This window comes from Nitrosopumilus sp. S6 (assembly GCF_054515815.1).
This window is the reverse complement of record NZ_JBTNRI010000001.1, coordinates 90,812-108,410: the sequence shown is the minus strand read 5'-3', so window position 1 is coordinate 108,410 and position 17,599 is coordinate 90,812. Positions and strand designations below refer to the sequence as shown.

19 protein-coding genes are annotated in these 17,599 nt (G+C 28.8%); 11 read left to right on the top strand and 8 right to left on the bottom strand.

The annotated features are described in order from the left end of the window. Positions 1 to 19 precede the first annotated feature (19 nt). The 4 genes from ACX12B_RS00550 to ACX12B_RS00535 are packed head-to-tail and all read left to right on the top strand — an operon-like array spanning position 20 to position 2,706. Positions 20 to 919, top strand: coding sequence for an isocitrate lyase/phosphoenolpyruvate mutase family protein (locus ACX12B_RS00550; protein ID WP_459352140.1), 900 nt, complete (start codon positions 20 to 22; stop codon positions 917 to 919). After that, on the top strand, positions 916 to 1,404 hold the full coding sequence (locus tag ACX12B_RS00545) for a thiamine pyrophosphate-binding protein (RefSeq protein WP_459352139.1): 489 nt from the start codon (positions 916 to 918) through the stop codon (positions 1,402 to 1,404). The genes ACX12B_RS00550 and ACX12B_RS00545 overlap by 4 nt, the downstream gene beginning before the upstream one ends. Beyond that, entirely contained in the window at positions 1,397 to 1,945 is a 549-nt protein-coding gene (locus ACX12B_RS00540; RefSeq protein WP_459352138.1) for a thiamine pyrophosphate-dependent enzyme, read from the top strand. The genes ACX12B_RS00545 and ACX12B_RS00540 overlap by 8 nt, the downstream gene beginning before the upstream one ends. 8 nt (positions 1,946 to 1,953) lie before the next feature. Next, positions 1,954 to 2,706 carry a phosphocholine cytidylyltransferase family protein gene (locus ACX12B_RS00535; RefSeq protein ID WP_459352137.1) on the top strand — a complete coding sequence of 251 codons (753 nt, stop codon included), beginning with the start codon at positions 1,954 to 1,956 and terminating at the stop codon, positions 2,704 to 2,706. On the opposite strand, the gene ACX12B_RS00530 is transcribed toward ACX12B_RS00535, so the two are convergent. Both ACX12B_RS00530 and ACX12B_RS00525 read right to left on the bottom strand, forming a co-directional pair. Next, a complete protein-coding gene (locus ACX12B_RS00530) occupies positions 2,699 to 3,817 on the bottom strand; it encodes a sulfatase family protein (protein WP_459352136.1) in 1,119 nt (372 codons plus the stop codon). The two genes, ACX12B_RS00535 and ACX12B_RS00530, sit on opposite strands and share 8 nt — an antisense overlap. 47 nt (positions 3,818 to 3,864) lie before the next feature. Next, entirely contained in the window at positions 3,865 to 5,220 is a 1,356-nt protein-coding gene (locus ACX12B_RS00525) for a sulfatase family protein (RefSeq protein ID WP_459352135.1), read from the bottom strand. 81 nt (positions 5,221 to 5,301) lie between these two features. On the opposite strand from ACX12B_RS00525, the gene acpS reads away from it, so the two are divergent. From acpS to ACX12B_RS00505, 4 genes are read left to right on the top strand one after another with little or no spacing between them, the layout of a single operon-like run. Then, positions 5,302 to 5,679, top strand: a complete 378-nt coding sequence (acpS, locus tag ACX12B_RS00520) for a holo-ACP synthase (protein WP_459352134.1) — start codon at positions 5,302 to 5,304, stop codon at positions 5,677 to 5,679. Further along, on the top strand, positions 5,676 to 6,740 hold the full coding sequence (locus ACX12B_RS00515) for a 4-hydroxy-2-oxovalerate aldolase (protein WP_459352133.1): 1,065 nt from the start codon (positions 5,676 to 5,678) through the stop codon (positions 6,738 to 6,740). Before acpS ends, ACX12B_RS00515 begins: the two co-directional genes overlap by 4 nt. Continuing rightward, entirely contained in the window at positions 6,733 to 8,193 is a 1,461-nt protein-coding gene (locus ACX12B_RS00510; RefSeq protein ID WP_459352132.1) for a class I adenylate-forming enzyme family protein, read from the top strand. The genes ACX12B_RS00515 and ACX12B_RS00510 overlap by 8 nt, the downstream gene beginning before the upstream one ends. Further along, on the top strand, positions 8,177 to 9,337 hold the full coding sequence (locus ACX12B_RS00505) for a class I SAM-dependent methyltransferase (RefSeq protein WP_459352131.1): 1,161 nt from the start codon (positions 8,177 to 8,179) through the stop codon (positions 9,335 to 9,337). Before ACX12B_RS00510 ends, ACX12B_RS00505 begins: the two co-directional genes overlap by 17 nt. A gap of 38 nt (positions 9,338 to 9,375) precedes the next feature. Here ACX12B_RS00505 and ACX12B_RS00500 read toward each other — a convergent pair whose 3' ends face one another. From ACX12B_RS00500 to ACX12B_RS00490, 3 genes are all read right to left on the bottom strand, one after another. Further along, a complete protein-coding gene (locus tag ACX12B_RS00500; RefSeq protein ID WP_459352130.1) occupies positions 9,376 to 10,401 on the bottom strand; it encodes an SGNH/GDSL hydrolase family protein in 1,026 nt (341 codons plus the stop codon). A 77-nt stretch (positions 10,402 to 10,478) separates the two neighbouring features. Next, positions 10,479 to 12,182, bottom strand: coding sequence for a carbamoyltransferase family protein (locus ACX12B_RS00495; RefSeq protein ID WP_459352129.1), 1,704 nt, complete (start codon positions 12,180 to 12,182; stop codon positions 10,479 to 10,481). A 357-nt stretch (positions 12,183 to 12,539) separates the two neighbouring features. Beyond that, entirely contained in the window at positions 12,540 to 12,692 is a 153-nt protein-coding gene (locus ACX12B_RS00490) for a DUF5989 family protein (RefSeq protein WP_459352128.1), read from the bottom strand. Between the two features lie 88 nt (positions 12,693 to 12,780). On the opposite strand from ACX12B_RS00490, the gene ACX12B_RS00485 reads away from it, so the two are divergent. Genes ACX12B_RS00485 through ACX12B_RS00475 form a run of 3 tightly spaced genes read left to right on the top strand, consistent with a single transcriptional unit; the run spans position 12,781 to position 14,469 of the window. Continuing rightward, a complete protein-coding gene (locus ACX12B_RS00485; protein ID WP_459352127.1) occupies positions 12,781 to 13,431 on the top strand; it encodes a cyclase family protein in 651 nt (216 codons plus the stop codon). Positions 13,432 to 13,439: 8 nt separating this feature from the next. Beyond that, positions 13,440 to 13,694, top strand: a complete 255-nt coding sequence (locus ACX12B_RS00480) for an acyl carrier protein (protein WP_459352126.1) — start codon at positions 13,440 to 13,442, stop codon at positions 13,692 to 13,694. Continuing rightward, positions 13,678 to 14,469, top strand: a complete 792-nt coding sequence (locus ACX12B_RS00475) for an AAC(3) family N-acetyltransferase (RefSeq protein ID WP_459352125.1) — start codon at positions 13,678 to 13,680, stop codon at positions 14,467 to 14,469. The genes ACX12B_RS00480 and ACX12B_RS00475 overlap by 17 nt, the downstream gene beginning before the upstream one ends. Here ACX12B_RS00475 and ACX12B_RS00470 read toward each other — a convergent pair. From ACX12B_RS00470 to ACX12B_RS00460, 3 genes are read right to left on the bottom strand one after another with little or no spacing between them, the layout of a single operon-like run. Next, positions 14,466 to 15,710 carry a DUF4910 domain-containing protein gene (locus tag ACX12B_RS00470; protein WP_459352124.1) on the bottom strand — a complete coding sequence of 415 codons (1,245 nt, stop codon included), beginning with the start codon at positions 15,708 to 15,710 and terminating at the stop codon, positions 14,466 to 14,468. The genes ACX12B_RS00475 and ACX12B_RS00470 overlap by 4 nt on opposite strands. Before the next feature lie 57 nt (positions 15,711 to 15,767). After that, a complete protein-coding gene (locus tag ACX12B_RS00465) occupies positions 15,768 to 16,544 on the bottom strand; it encodes a cytidylyltransferase domain-containing protein (RefSeq protein WP_459352123.1) in 777 nt (258 codons plus the stop codon). Positions 16,545 to 16,547: 3 nt separating this feature from the next. Further along, a complete protein-coding gene (locus ACX12B_RS00460; protein WP_459352122.1) occupies positions 16,548 to 17,597 on the bottom strand; it encodes an N-acetylneuraminate synthase family protein in 1,050 nt (349 codons plus the stop codon). Between the last annotated feature and the right edge of the window lie 2 nt (positions 17,598 to 17,599).

The window sequence follows — 17,599 nt, the reverse complement described above, 5'->3', positions numbered from 1 at the left end:
CATTACATATCTGATTCAAATGAATAATGGTGCTAGTATTTTACACTCAAAGTTAAAAGAAAAGAAAATCCTAAAAGTTGCAGGGGCATTTGATGCTATGTCCGCCAAATTAGTTGAATTAAGTGACTTTGATGCGGTTTGGGCAGGAAGTTTTGCCATATCTGCAACTCATGCCCTGCCAGATGCCAGCATTCTCACTATGACAGAATTTCTTGCAGTTGCATCCAACATGGCCAATGCATGTTCGATTCCAATAATTGCAGATTGCGATACGGGTTTTGGAGGACCTAGCAATGTAAGTCACATGGTAAAAAAGTATGAAAACGCAGGTGTTGCTGCTGTTAGTATCGAAGATAAAATATTTCCTAAACAAAATAGTCTTTTAGAAAATGGCAAACAAGAATTGTTATCAGAAAAAGATTTTGTTGCAAAAATAATAGCTGCAAAAAATGCTAAAACAAATCAAAATTTTTTGATCATTGCAAGAATAGAAGCTCTAATTGCAGGATTAGGTGTTGATGAAGCTAAAAAAAGGGCAGATGCATATGAAAAAGCAGGAGCAGATGCAATTTTAATTCATTCGAAAAAAAGTACACCTGATGAAATTTTTGAATTTTGTGATTCATGGAATGGAAATATTCCAATAATTGCAATTCCCACATCATATCCAAATGTAACAATTGATGAACTTCAAAAACATAAAGTTAGAATGGTAATTTATGCAAATCAATCATTGAGAACTGCTCATTGGGCCATGGCGGAACATCTAAACAAATTATCTAAAGCAAAAAGTCTTAACGAAGTTGAAACAAAAATGACTTCGATGGAAGATATTTTTCATCTTCAAGAAATGTATGAAATAAAAAAACAAGAAACAGATATTGAACAAAATTTAAAAAAATTGGGATACATAAATTGAAAGAAGAATCACAAAGAGAAATTTTTCATTTTTTAAAGAAAAAGAAAATTGAAAATTTTTTAGGAGTTCCAGATTCCACATTGAAATTTTTCATTGATGAATGTATTAAGAACAAAAACATCATCATTACAACAAGAGAAGAGGAAGCTATGGGTATTGCTACAGGTATGGCTCTCTCAAAAAGTTCTTCAGTAGTATTTTTGCAAAATGCAGGTTTTGCAAATTCTATAAGCACAATCACATCACTAATTCAACTTTATGAAATTCCAGTAATTTTCCTTATTGGTTGGAGAGGATATCTTTCAGATGATGCACCAGAACATCTAAAAATTGGAAAAATTCAGCCCAAACTTCTCAAAGCAATTAATTTAAAATCAAAAATTCTTACAGAAAAAAATTGGAAACAAAGTTGTGAGTGGGCTTTAAAACAAATTAAAGATCAAAAATCATGTGCATTAATCATAAGGAGAATGTTTCATGATTAGAAAAGAAGCAATAACAACAATTGCAAAAAATATTGGAAAAAGCCCAATTGTTTCAGCAAATGGATTTGCAAGCAGAGATTTGTTTGAAGTTAATGATAAAGAATCAAATTTTTACATGATTGGTTCAATGGGACTTGCATCATCTATAGGATTAGGTATTGCATTAAAGAATTCCAAAAAACGAGTTTATGTTTTTGACGGAGACGGAAATATTTTGATGAATTTGGGTTCTCTAGTAACTATTGGCAGTCTAAAGCCTAAAAATTTGATTCACGTAGTGTTTGACAACAATAGTCATGAATCAACAGGTTCTCAACCAACAAATACGTCAAACATAAACTTAGAAAAATTAGCAAAAGATGCTAATTATAAAGTATTTACAATAAAAACAAAACACAAATTGTTAACAGTTTTGAAAAAGATTAAAAATATGCCAGGCCCAATTTTTCTTTTAGTAAAAATTTCAACTAGTAAAGAAAGGAGTAAACGAGTTGCACATGAACCTAAAACTATTAGAAACAGAGTAATGAAATCACTATAACAAAAAAAATGAAAGCAATAATTATTGCCGCAGGATCATCTAAAAGATTAGGCACACAAACAAAAAAACTACCAAAAGGTTTGTTAGATATTAATGGAAAATCTATTCTTGAAAGACAGATAGATCTTCTAAGAAGAAAAAATATAGAAGAAATAGTGATTATTGTCGGGCCACACAAAGAAAAATTTGATTTTAATAATGTCAAATATGTAGAAGATAAGGAATTTGAAAAACATGATGTTCTTTTAAGCCTAATGGCAGCAAGACATGAGATTAAAGATGAGGTAATTACAACTTATTCAGATATTTTGTACGATGAAAAAATTCTTGAAGAAATAATTGATTCAAAAGTGGACATAGGAGTAGGAACTGATCTAAATTGGGAAGAAAAATATGAAAACAGAACAGAACATCCAAAATCTGAAGCAGATAATGTCATTATAGAAAATGAAAAAATTGTGAGAATCAAAAAAAATATTTCAAAAATCTTGAAACAACAACAAAATGGAGAATTTATAGGAATTATGAAATTTTCAAAAAAAGGTTCAAAAATATTTGTAAAAGAATTCAACAGAATAGAAAAAGTAAATCCCAATCCTTTTCATGATGCAAAATTCTTCCAAAAAGCATACTTGACAGATATGATACAAGAGTTAATAGATCATAATATCACGGTAAACCCAATTGTTGTAAATGGGAAATGGTGTGAGATTGATACACCACAAGATCTAGAAAATGCCAGACAAGAATATGTCAACTAAGATAATGTTGTATTTTCTTCCAAAGTACTTCTTCTATTTCTAAACCTGTTCCAGACAAATTATTATTTTCAGAAGGATCAGATTCTAAATCATAGAGTTCTTTAGAATTATCGTATTCATTAAAAATTAGCTTCCATTTTGATGTTCGAATAGACTTTGTGTTTGGATTTTCTGGAGGTCGTTTTTCTTTAAGAGGATTACCAGTTTCTGAAAAGGCAAATTTTTCTTCAATAGTATCACCATCAATTAGCGGAATTAGAGATTCACCATCAATTTTTTCAAAGTTTGTAGATAAAGGAAGTTCAAGATAGTCCAAAATAGTAGGCATGAAATCTATAGTTCTAATTTGTTGTTTAATTTCTATTGGACGTATTTCAGGATATACAAAGTAAGCGAATGTTCTCAGGGTATAATCATAACAAAATGCACCATAAGCACGTTCTCCTATTTTTTCACCCACGCTTATTCCATGATCTGACATAATCAAAATTATAGAATTTTTATCAAATTCAAGCGATTGAATTTTATCCAGGATTGTTTCTAGATAATTTTCTGCATTATGAAACAACCTACTATAACGTTCTTTGTTTTTGTTCTTGTTTGAAAAATATTCATGACTAAAATTATCATATACTTTCAAAACTTCATTCATAATACCTGTATGAATATTACTATATTGAAGATAGATAAAGAAATTTTTTCCACTAGAAGTTTTTTCTTTCATATCATCAAGGAAATTACAATGACGGAGGGTCAAATCATCTTTTAATTCATCATGAATTAAAAATTCATTAAATCCTTGTTTAGGTATAACTAATTCATTAACAACATCTGCAAGTGTATAATATTCTTGATCTTTTAGGTATTCAGTTAAAGTTTTAAATTGATTTTTTTTAAATTTAAAAGTAGACCAATAGCTATTTGTTCCAGTTCTATTTCCATATGTTCCACTAAAAACTGCATGCATGGCTGCTATAGTATGAGGACCATATGTGATAGAATGAGAGAAGAAAGCTGAATAATTTTTGATTCTGTTAAAAGTTTTGGAGTTTAATGCATAGTCCAATCTACCTCCATCAATCATTAAAATGATCACGTTTTTTCTATTCATGAGAAATAAACTGAATAAATTGAATAAAAATGGTTCTAAAAAATAATTCAGATATATCCTAGTTTTTTTAATTCATTTTCTACTTTTTTTCGCTCATGTTCACTAAGAGAAGAATTAGAATCTGAAGTAGAATTTTCTAAAATATTTTTTAAATATTCATTCATTTTGTATGTCATTTCAGGTTCATCTGCTGCAAAATTTTGTTCTTCAAAAGGATCATTTTTCAAATTATAAAGCTGAATTTGTGAATCACTGCTTTTTTCTTTCATAAATTTATAGTCATTAAATTTTATTCCAACAATTTTTTTCCAATCATTTCCATTTGCAGGTAAATTTTCTATATAACAATACAATGGATCCATTTTTTTGCCCTGAATTAACGGATAAACACTACAACCATCAATGTCTGTAGATATTTTTAAATCAATAAATTCGAAGAGTGTAGGAAAAATATCAATTTGTCTTGTTAAAAAATTAGAGTAAAATTTTTGTAGATTATATCCTGAAGCTAAAAATGGAATAAGTAATGAATCATCATGAACGTCTCTAGTGTGACCTATAATATTTAATAAAATTCTTTTTTGATGACTTGATAATTTCTCAATATCAATTTTATTTTTAATTTTTTTATTTACAAAAACTTTGTAAGCATTATGAAGTTTTAGCCAAAGTGGTTGTAACGATTTTGGAGTGATCAATCCTAATTTCCAAATAGTTCTATATGTGTTTGAGGGCTCAAAGGAGAAAGTTTTTCCATCAATTTCTAGATGAGGTAAATAGTTAGCATGATCAGCAGTAATGACAATAATTGTTTTTTCTAGATCAATTTTTTGTAGAATTTTTCCTATCCATTCATCAATACATGAAATTATTCTTTCATATTGATCAACACCATATTCTTGTGAATCAAATTTTCCATTCGATATAACTGGGCGAATAAGATCTAACAAATGAACATAATAAATCCAAGGCTCTTCAAATTTTTTGGATTCTAGAAATGAAATAATTTCATCCCCCAAAGAATTTTGTAATCTACCAGTAAAAGTATTGTAATACATATCATTATTTTCAACATCAGAAAAAATATTGGTGGTAGAAAAAATTTCGGGAATGGTTGCATAAATGTGAAAGCCATTTTTTTTCATAGAATGTAAGTGAGTTGTTAATTTAGAATCTAATTTGAAAAAATTATCATCTGTAGAACTGGTTTTGAATGGATAAAGAGAAGTGAGCATTGAAGCTGTTGCTCTTTTAGTTGAAGGTATACCACTAACGGTTTTTGGAAAAAATACACCATTTTGAATTAATTTGTCTATGTTTGGAGTCTTTGATGTTTTTTTTGCCCCATAAAATTTATCAGAACGTAGTGAATCAATAACGAGAAATATGATATTTGGCTTCATAGGGTAATTTCATTTATCTAGCATAAATATCTCAATATTTTTGAACAAAAATTCATTAAATAATCAAATGTTTGTTATTATATGGAAAATGTTTGTGTTGGAGTAGATATTGAAAATATTTCAAGATTTGTGAATATTCATAAAAAAAAAGATAGAAAGTTTTTAGATAAGATTTTTACTGAAAGGGAAATCGATTATTGTTTTGAAAAAGTAAAACCTGAGCAACATTTAGCAGCAAGATTTGCCGCTAAAGAAGCAATTATCAAAGCATGTAACACAATTTGCAATAATGTTTTATCTTTTATTGATATAGAAATACAGAATAATATTAATGGAATTCCATTAGTTCATATTAAAAAAAAAGAATTTTCAGGTATGGATATAAAACTAAGTTTGTCACATAGTAGTGATAATGCCATTGCATTTGCAGTAATAATTAGACGAGGTTTTAAGAATTGAAAAAAATTAATATTTTAGACACTACGCTTAGAGATGGAAGTTATGCTGTTAATTTTTCATTTACATCAAACGATACAGCAAACATTTGTCTAGGATTAGAAAACGCAGGAATAGAATTTATTGAAATTGGGCATGGCTTAGGGTTTAATGCCAGAAATTCAGGATATGGACAATCCGTGCAAACAGATGAAGAATATATGATTGCTGCAAAGGAGGTTTTAACAAATTCGAAGTTCGGGATGTTTTGCATTCCAGGTATAGCTAGATTGGAAGACATAGATCTTGCTGCAAAACATGGTATTGGATTTATTAGAATTGGTACAGATGTAAATAAAATTGAAACATCAAAAGAGTTTGTAAAACGTGCCAAAGATTACAGAATTTTAGTTGCTGCAAACTATATGAAATCATATGCATTAACACCAGAAAAATTTGCTCAGAAAGTAAAAATTTCAGAAAAATACGGTGCAGATATTATTTATGTAGTAGATTCAGCTGGAGGAATGTTTCCTGAGAAAGTATCTAATTATTTTCAAGAAATTCGAAAAAATTCAGAAATAGATATGGGATTTCATGGGCACGATAATTTGGGATTGTCAGTTGCAAATAGTCTTGCAGCTATAGATTCAGGAGCAAGTATTATTGATTGTTCATTACAAGGTTTGGGTAGAAGTTCAGGAAACGCATGTACAGAAATCTTAGTTATGGCACTAATTAAGAAAAATTTTGAATTAGGAATCAACTATCAAGAAATTTTAGAAGTTGGTAGAAAGTTTGTACAGCCTCTGGTATCAACAAATGGTAAATCTCAACTAGATATCATTGCAGGATATGCAGACTTTCATTCAAGCTATATGCATCACATAATGGAATTTTCTACAAAATACAATGTTGATCCTATAAAATTAATTATAGAATATTCAAAAATCAATAAAGTTGAAGTGGATAAAAAAGAACTTGAAAAAATAGCTACAAAGTTAAATCAAGAAGGGAATATCAGTACTGCAAAGTATAGATTTAACAGATATGTTGGAAGAGAACAAGATAACGAAATTGGATGAAATTAACAAATTAATTTTAGATATTTTTGATAAAAAATGGGATGAAAATTTTGTTTTTGACAGTAATACAGATGAAAAAATAAGATATTCTGAATTTCTTTCTGAAATTATATCTATTCAACAATATTTACAAAAAGTCGGGATTAGAACAAATGATGTTATCTGTACTCTATTAAATAACTCATTAGATTTTATGAAATTGTATTTTGTTGCATTGATTTCTAATTTTACAATAGTTCCAATTGATCCAGAAAAGGGAAAAGAAGATGTTAATGAAATTATAAATTTTGTAAAACCTAAAATCGTTATTATTGAAAAAGAAGAGCAAAGGATCACTCATAATAACATAGAAATAAAAAATATTGTTCGGAAACCAATCAAAGAAACAAAGGATAATCTTTCAGTTTTATACAAGATAGATAGTCAAAGGGATTTTTTAATCACATTTACATCTGGAACTACAGGAAGTCCTAAAGGAGTGGTGCACTCTATACAAAATTTGATTTTAAGTGCTTTAGCATTTAATGAAAATTTTAATTTTGATACAAAAAATGTGTTTTTCCATAATCTTCCAATGTCATACATGGCAGGAATTCTGAATACAATATTTTTACCATTTATATCAAATAGCAAAATTGTCATAGGACCACGTTTTTCGTTAAAAAATGCAATAGATTTTTGGGAAATTCCAAAAAAATATTCAGTAAACACATTTTGGTTAACACCGACAATAATTGGATTATTGTTAAAGTTTGACCGAGGGGAAAAAGGTAGAAATTACACAAAAAATAGAAACATAATTGGATGTGTAGGTACATCAGCACTAAATTATTCAATTAAAAAAAAATTTGAAAAGAAATACAACATAAGTTTGTATGAAAGTTATGGATTGTCAGAAGTTCTTTTTGTAAGCACAAATTCTCCAAAAAAAGATGATGAAAGTGTGGGTGAAATTTTAAATGATGTTGAATTAAAATTGAAAAATGAAGAAATTTTAATTAAAGTTCCTTGGATGTTAAAAAAATATTATAATTCAGAAAATAAGAAAAACATTACAGAAGGGTATTTTATTTCTGGAGATTTGGGAAGAATTTCTGGAAAAAAATTAACAATTACTGGAAGAAAAAAAGAATTAATTGTTAAAGGAGGAATTAATATTAGCCCAAAAAAATTAGAGGATTTCATAATTAATGAAAAATTTTTTGATGAATGTATTGTTTTAGGATTTCCAGATGATGTTTTAGGAGAAAAAACTGTTTGTTTTGTTTTAGAGAATTCAAATAATAAACATAGAAAAAAAGAATTGAATAAAAAAATTGTTGAAAAATTAGGAAAAGATTATCACATAGATGAATTTGTGGAATTAAATGAAATTTCTAAAACAACAAATGGAAAAACCAATAAACCCAAAATAAAGGAGAATTATTTGAATAGTTATGATTGTACCACATGATATCATTATACAAACTTCCAAAAATGGAAAATGGGTTATTTACAATGTATTTACTAAAAATGCAATTGGTGTCAAAACAGATACTTTAGAAATAATATCATTGATTGATTTAGGCACAAAAATTTCCAAAATTTCTAGTGATAGTGAATCAAAAGAATTCGAAGTTTGGGACATTGAGAGATTTTCAAATTTTGACGGATTACTAGCAGATCCTACACGAATAATCAGAGATAATGAAAAGTGGCCAGAATCAACGAATATGGAAATTTTGCAATTAATTGATATCTTAAAGCAAAAAAATATCATAATAGAAGATTATGACAAATATTTGAACAGATTTGAATCTAAAAGAACCCTGTTGGACGGGGAGCATTTTGGGAATTTTCATCAGCAATTAGGACAAAAAATGCTAATTGAGAGAAAAATTAATCCTGATGATTGGTGGATTTCACAAAAATTCGAACAAGATTTTTCTGGTATTAAAAATAACTTATACAAATCAATTCAAGAAAACTTTCTAGAAGAATTTTTTAAAAAGAAATTTTCAGAAAAAGATACAATTTTAGACTTGGGTTGCGGTATAGGATATTACAGTAAATTAATGGCTAAAACAAAAGCCAAAATAATCGGAGTAGATCCAAACAAGCAATTCATAGACATAGCAAAAAATAATCCTAAAGAAGTCGAATTCCATGTATCTGAAATTGGAAATGTTGATTCTTTAGATTGGTTAGAAAAAGATAGTATTGATTTTGTTTTTATGAGTGATGCACTATTATTTTATTTTGTACCACCAAATCCCAAACAAAAATATGAAATTGAAAACTTGTTAACAAGTATTAAACGAGTTTTGAAAGCAAATGGGAGACTTTTCTCATTAGAGCCTCATGGAGTGTTTTTTTTAAAACCATGGTTAGGAGAATTAGAAAATCCGTTTACAATAATAACAGAATATAACAAGAAGAAATTTGATATAACACCAAATCTCAGTCATATGATAAAATCATTTTTGGAGGGAGGTTTTACATTAAGAGACTTTAAGGAATTATACAGTAAAGAAAACATAATTGATGATAAACGTGCAGAATTATTTGCAAAAAAATTCCCACTTTGGTGGTTTTTTGAATTAAAACCTGAGAAATAAAAATTCAAAACCTAAATGAAATTAAAAATTAAGAAATTTTAGTTGTTATTGATTAATGGTGTCACATGAGTGGATAATTCTTTTGCAATCACATAGTTGCCTTCATCCCCAACATGAACATGATCGTAATAAATAGAATTTATTTTTCCATCAAAAATCATGCGAAAGTCTAATACCTCATCACATGAATTATGCAAGTTTGGAAGAACAGATGCATATTTCTCATATGGCTCAATTTTACCTTCCATATCAGACAATTTTTTATATAATTCTAATTCAGAATCAGAAAATTTTTTGTCACCTGTGCCTAAAAATGGTTGTAAAATAATTACTGATTTCACATCATTTTCTTTCAAATAGCCGCAAGTATTTTCCCATCGTTTAGACCACTCCAGAGTCATTTGTTCAATATTGTTTTCATAAGCTGTTTTTTCTTCATTAGTAGTAAATGCAATTAACAAATAGTTTAGTGCGAGAGGGGTTTTATAAAAAGGAAAATTCTTTCGTATGAAAACATTAATTGTTTCTTCTAAACTTTTATCTTGTGTATCAGTATTTGAAATTATTTCCGTTTCAAATGTAGTAGTTGACTGTACTAAATCATTCCAGCCATCATAAACAATAATCATATCTGGCTGAAAATCTAATAAATGATTCTGAATCAAATAAGATTCAAATTTTGAATGTGCACCTGGGATTCCAGCATTGATCACTTCAATTTTTTTATTAGAAAATTCAGAATCAAGAATATTTTCCAGATAACCTGGAATAGTAGTATCATCCATTGTTGAGCCTATACCAAAAGTTGTTGAGCCACCAACTAGAAAAATTCTATAATTGTTTTCTAAGTTTGAAGGATCAAATTCAGGTCCTCTAAAACCAAGACTGTTGATATTTATTGTTTCAAAGTTTTGATTAGGTTCAATTCTCAAATAAGGTTCATGAAACAATATTATCTCATACCAATCCAAACAAATTTTTTTCTTTAAATTATGGTCATCATAGATATCACTTTCTTTTAACAAACAACTTCTAAACTCTTGCCAAAAAATTGATGATACCATTTCAATAGCAATAGCAATAATACATAAAAATAAAATAAAAAAGACAATTTGTTTTGTATATGAAACTTGAACGGACATTATTTTCTCACTAAATAATTTCCCATAACAATACAATCCATATCAGTCTTAACAATCATTTGATATGCCTGTTCAGGAGTATTTACAATTGGTTCGCCCATCACATTCATTGAAGTATTAATAATTACAGGTACTCCAGTAATTTTAAAAAATTCACTTATCAAATCATAATATAATGGATTTGAGTTCTTTGAAACCGTTTGTAATCTCCCTGTACCATCTACATGAGTAACTGCGGGGATTATTTCAGGTTTTTTGACAGGTGCTACCATCAGCATATAAGGACTTGGTACATCAATGTCAAAATACTCGAATGCATGTTCTTCTAAGATTGAGGGTGCAAAAGGTCTGAATGATTCTCTATGTTTAATTTTTGCATTTAGAATATCTTTCATTTCTGCTTTTCTTGGATCAGCTAAAATGCTTCTACAACCTAAAGCACGAGGCCCCCATTCCATTTTATCTTGATACCATCCAACAATCTTTCCTTCTGAAATCAATTGTGCAGTTTTTTCTAATAATGATTTTCGCTCAAGATATTCATATTGAATGTTTTTTGAGTTCAAAAATTTTAAAATTTGGTCATTATCAAAAGAAGGGCCAACATACACATTTTCACGAATTAATGCATCAGGATCGTTTTCTATTATTCTAGGATTATTATGAAAAACATGATAAAGATACTGTGCGCATCCAACAGCGCTACCAGCATCTCCAGGTGAAGGAGGAACGTGGATATGATCAAAAGGGCCATTTTTCAAAAGTAGGTAATTAGATACTCCATTAAGAGCAACACCACCACCAAGACACAAATTTTTTAGTTTTGTTTCCGAATAGACATGATTTGCCATTTTTAAAATTACATCTTCTAAAACTTTTTGAGCACTAGCACCTATATCAAAATGTATTTGCTTTGTTTCCTCGTTTTTTGTTTTCGGAAGAATACCAAAAAGTTCTGCAAACTTTTTGTTTGTCATCACCTTATCATAAGTGAATCCAAAATATTTCATATTTAGTTTAAAACTACCATCATCTTTTACATCAATTAGATTATCTAAAATTAAATCATAATATTTTGGAGTACCATATGATGATAGACCCATTAACTTGTATTCGCCTTCATTAACTTTAAACCCCAAAAAATATGTAAATGCAGAATAAAATAATCCAAGTGAATGTGGCCATCTTATATCAGAAGTGATTTTTATAGAATTATTTTTTGCAAATCCAAATGATGTTGTACTCCATTCTCCAACACCATCAATTGTAAGTATTGCTGCTTCTTTGAAGGGTGATGTATAATATGCATGGGCTGCATGAGATAAATGATGTTCTGGAAATAATATTTCACCTTTAAATTCTGGTAAGGATTTTTTTATTTCATTTTTAATCCAGAGTCTTTTGTGAAGCCATTTTGGAATAGTATCTAAAAAACTATACAATCCACGAGGTGCAACTGCAATGTAATTATCTAATAATCTTTCAAATTTTAAAATGGGTTTATCATAAAATGCAATAGAGTCAATTTGATTAGGTTTAATTTTTGCTTCATCTAAACACCAATCTATTGCTTTTTTTGGAAAACCATCATCAAATTTTTTTCTTGTAAAACGTTCTTCCTCAACCGCAGCAATAACATGACCATTGTGTAACAAAGCTGCCGCAGAATCATGGTAATAACAAGAAATTCCAAGAGTGTACATTAGTATTGTTTCCTTATTCTAAAAGACTCGTTTTGTTCTAGGTTTAACCAATATGTGTTTGGTTGTTTTTTCAAACGAAGTAAATCAATTCTAAGTAATTTAAATAAAATACCATAAATTGAAATTAAGCAAACAAAAAGTAGCCCCAGAAAAATTTTTGTGTTCATTACAGCAAAAATGTCTAAGATTTTTGAAATTTTTTTTGTAAATATTTGAGTAACAGTAAAAAGAGAAATAACAAACGCAAAAAATAATTCAAACGAAAATAAGCCCATAGAAGAAGATATCAAAAAAAACCAAAAAGACATTCCAGCAGTTACTGCAAGAGATTTAAATCGAGGGGAAGATGCATCCATACTATATCGGATAGATAAAAGCAACCAATCCTGTTTGGGCAAGAGCAGTAACGCCAATTAAAGCGATTAATAAGATCAGTATAGGAAACATGTAATATTTTTTCCTGTGAACAAATAATTCAAAAATCTCTTTAATTGTAGATAATTGAAACATAATCAATTTCTTTATATTGAATATGTATATTTTTCTAAAAATTTCTTGAAAATGAAATACAAAAATATTACAAAAAATAACAAAGATGGTGGAAAAGATAATTGATTTAACATATCTAATAAATAATGAAATGATTACATATCCATCTCCATGGCACCCAAAAGTTGTTGTCGAAAGACTAGGAAAAATAGAAGAAGTAGGGAGAAATACCAGGAAATTAGTTTTAGGAACACATACCGGTACTCACATTGATGCTCCATTACATTTTATAAAAAATGGAGACAGTATTGAAAAAATCCCTCTGGAAAAGATTGTAGGAGAGGTTACAATAGTTGATTTTTCAGATTTGAAAGAAAATACAGCAATTCAAAAAGAAATGTTAAGTGAGATCAAGATTTCTAAAAGAATGATATTTCGTTTTGGATGGCAGAAATATTGGAATAGTAAAAAATTTTATAAAAATTATCCATATTTTACTGAAGATGCAGCAAACTATCTAATATCAAAAGGAATCGAAGTCATAGGATACGATACACCATCACCAGATAATAGTAACACTGATGAAAATGAAATAGATTCGCCTATTCACAAGATCTTTCTTGATAACAGAGTTGTTTTACTAGAATATCTTGCAAATTTAAATAAATTAGAAACATTAAATGGTTGGAATTTAGTTGTCGCTCCAATGAAAATAGAGGGTTCTGACGGATCACCATCCAGAGTTTTTGTGTTTAGATAGGTGATATGATGAATGTAAATGAATGGTTAATAGAATGGTTTGAAAGAAATTCAGATTTAACAAGAGATGAGATTCAAAAAAATATGTTTGAGGATTACCTAGCAAAAGGTTGGATTGATTCATTCAAATTTGTAACGTTTGTAACAGAAATTGAAGAAGAATTCAAAATTACATTTTCTACAGATGAATTTCAAGATAGAACGTTTGCAACATTAGAAGGGGTAAATAAAATAATTGAGGCTAGAATTGAAAAAGAGTCATGATTATACAAAAGAAGATATTATTTTAAGCCTAAAAAAAAGTGGTTTACAAAAAGGAGACAGTATATTTTTACATAGTAACTTAGGATTTTTTGGTAAATTAAAAGATGGAAATGATATAGGTACTTTATGTAAAATTTTTGAAGAATCTATTTTTGAAGTGATAGGAGATAAAGGAACATTAATTGTCCCAACATTTTCTCTATCATTTTGTAACAACCAGGTGTATGATAAAAAAAATACACCAAGCATAGAATGTGGAATTTTTTCTGAATATATAAGAAAAAAAGAAGATTCAAAGCGTAGCGATGATGCAAATTTTTCAGTATGTGCAATTGGATGTAAATCAGATATTTTAACATCAAACGTACCTGAACAATCTTTTGGAAAAAATTCATTTTGGGACAGGCTTTTGAAAGAAGATGGAAAAATTTGTAGGTTTAACATGAGTTCTGATTATAATACATTCGTTCATTTAATTGAAAAAAAAATGAATGTATCTTATAGATTTGATAAAGAATTTTCAGGGTACAGCATTGAAAATGGAAAAGAAGTTAAGAAAAAAAGCATACATTTTGTTAGAAATTTAGATGATGAAGAAACGTTACCATATCTTAAGCGATTAGATCAAAAATTAGAAGGAATGGGGCTTTTGAATATTACAAATCTTGGAAAAGGCCAAATTATTTCATCAGATACAAAAGATATTGAAAAAATTATTTTACAAGAAATTGAAAAAAATCCTCAATTTCTAATAAAAGGAAGAGAAAAAATCTAGAAATAAGTTTTTTCAACTAATCCTGCATCAACAAATTTGTTTACATATTCTAATACTTGTTTAAATGGCAAATCAAATTGTTCAGCAATATCGATAATAGACTTTTCTCCTTCAAATTCCATAAAAATTTTTTCGGCCAGAAGATTTTGTTTCGGATCGTCCTGCCAATCTACCCACAATCCATATCCTGATAGAAATGGAGGTCCGGTAAAATTCCTCTTTGGGACATAATTTTCATCAAAGGATTCAAGGATTTCAAGGATTAATGATTTGGATTCTTCAAGTTTTTCAGGCTTTATTATTGAAATATTATCATCACTGGTATGATACTCGGGATATGGCCACCTACTAATTGAAATCATAGGAATATTCAGGCCAGGACCGTTGAAAACCATCTCATCATTTGCTACAACTTCTCTAAATGCACCTTGATTAAAACTAGGGAATTTTATTCTAAGAATATTTTTTGCAATTTTGTCTAGAACAGTGTTGTTTTGTTTACTATATTGTAACGCAAAATCATTTTCATTCCCCAACATTTCCAAAAATATTCCAAATTTGAGATCATGTATAATATTCTCATTTTGACTCAAGTATGCAATAGAACCTATGGTTTCAGGCAAAATTAGAAATTTGTAGGAAAAATATAGATTACTTTTTTCGGAAAGAGTTTTTGCAACTTCAATGAGTACTGCAACTCCTGAAAGATCATCATTTGCCATTGCAGGGTGATCAAGATGTGCTACCAGAACAACAGTATCATTTGATTTTCCTTTAACAAATATTTCACCAATTTTCAAGTCACCATTTTCAAAACGAGAATTAATCAAAACCCTATATTGTTCAAATGAAAAATTTGCAAGTTTATTGTGTTCTACACAAAATCCCCAATCTTGTTCATAAAACTTGAATTGATATGGAATTGCGTTTGGTCTTTCAGAATTTGAAAACATATGTTTCATCAATTCATCATGAGGCACAATTTTATCAATCGATAAAGAATAAGAGATCACATGTAAAGGGTGATCTTTTAAATCAAGTAATTTTTTTCCGTCTGCTTCAATATATGCTTCAGAAATACTCCATTTTTGTGGAACAGTCCAAGTCCAACATTTTGTTCCAGAGGGAATTTTATGAATTTTTAAAGGAATAATTTTTGATAGATATTCCAATGCCTCATCATAACCATCAGAAATAAGATCTCTTCTAGAAAAATAAAGATCCTTTACTATGTCATACACAACTCAATAGAATATTGGCCGATTAATATGATTTAGGCTAAAATTATTTGAAAATAGTCAATCTTTTGAAATTACAACGTCATTTTTTAAAGATTTTTTATAACCCTCATCTCTTGTAATGCCTGAATTAATTTTTAATAAATTTGGATTTTGTTTAATTATTTTCAGAATATCTTTTGTGGAGAAAAGAAAATTTGGTTTCAACAATCTAAAAATTTTTCTAACAAAAATAAGATCATCTTTTTCATCAACAGTCCATCTGTAATGTGAGAGATCTGTTGAATTTTCATAACTAAAAATTTTGAAATTACTATTTTGTTTAATCATATATGGAACAACGTGTTCTCTTTCAGAACGCAGTTTAGCTTTTTTCCATGTTTTTTCCAAAGTAGAGAATGAAAAAATAGATGCATCAAGTCCATCAGGAAAAGTGGGATTGATATTATTTGCAATAAAATCAAATTTATTTTCTTGAAAAAATGATAACATTTTAGAAATTAAGTTTGGATCAATTAGTGGACAATCAGCAGTAATTCGAATAATTGGATCTGCATCAAATTCTTGACTTGCATTATAGAATCTATCTAAAACATCTTTTTCACTTCCAGTATATGAAAATATTTTTTCATTTTTAGCAATTTTTACCAGAATTCTATCAGAAGAATGAGAAGAGGTTGCTAAAACAATCTGGTCAATATTTTTAATTTTTTTAGCTCTGTTGATCACATGCCAAATCATAGTTTTAGATTGAATTTTTGACAATACTTTCCTAGGTAGCCTAGATGAACCTGTTCTAGCTTGGATTATTACGGTGGACTTTCTAGTATTATTCAATTTTCACAAATCATTTTTTGCAAGTGGGTGATATTCATGTAGATTACGCTTAGATTTTTTTCCCAAAATTTTTGAGTACTGAGAAGAAGATATTCCTTTCACAGGTCTTAAAGCACGGATATTTTCAATAGTGAATCTCTCACCTTTTTTGACAGGTTTTATTGTCCATATACCTCTTCTTTGAATTATTCGGGCATTTTTTTCAGATTTTTCGACTTTTTTTATTCCATCACCTAAAGCACTTTCAAGGGTTCGAATTTGTTGGACCATGAATTTGAAGTCTTTAGGAGACATTGAATGAGGATGATCAGGGCCAGAAAGTTTTGGGTCTAATGTAAAATGTTTTTCAATCACACAAGCACCTAAAGCTACACTTGCAAAACACACTAAAGAACCAGGGGAATGATCTGAATAACCAACATTTAATTTGAATTTATCTTTAAGAGTTTTCAATACTTTTAGATTTGCGTCTTCAATAGGTGATGGATACTCGGTAATTGATTGCATTAAAACTATTTTTTTATTGCCGGTAGATTTAATCACATCAATTGCTTCAGAAGTTTCTTTTAGTGTACTGGCACCAGTTGCTAGAAGTATAGGTAGATTTTTTGAACCAATATATTTCAAAATTTCATGATAAGAAATATCTCCTGAACCAATTTTAATGGCTGGAGATTTTGATTTTGCTAAAATATCTACAGCTTCAAAATCCCAAGGGCTAGTAAAGAAATGAATTCCTAATTTTTTTGCATATGAATTTAATTCATTATGCCAGTCTCTAGGCAATTCAGCATCTTGATAAACATTCCAAACAGATTTTTTCCAACGGGATTGAAATGCAGTTTTTTGTTCAAACCCTTTTTTGGCAATCAAATTTTCTGTTTTGAACGCTTGAAACTTTGCGGCATCAGCACCACAGGATTTTGCCAATTTTATCAATTTTTTTGCTTTGGCTAGATTTCCATCAAAATTTGAGCCTATTTCAGCTATAATATAACATGGGTATCCATCGCCAATTGTTTTATTTCCAATTTTTACAGGTTTTATTTGCAATA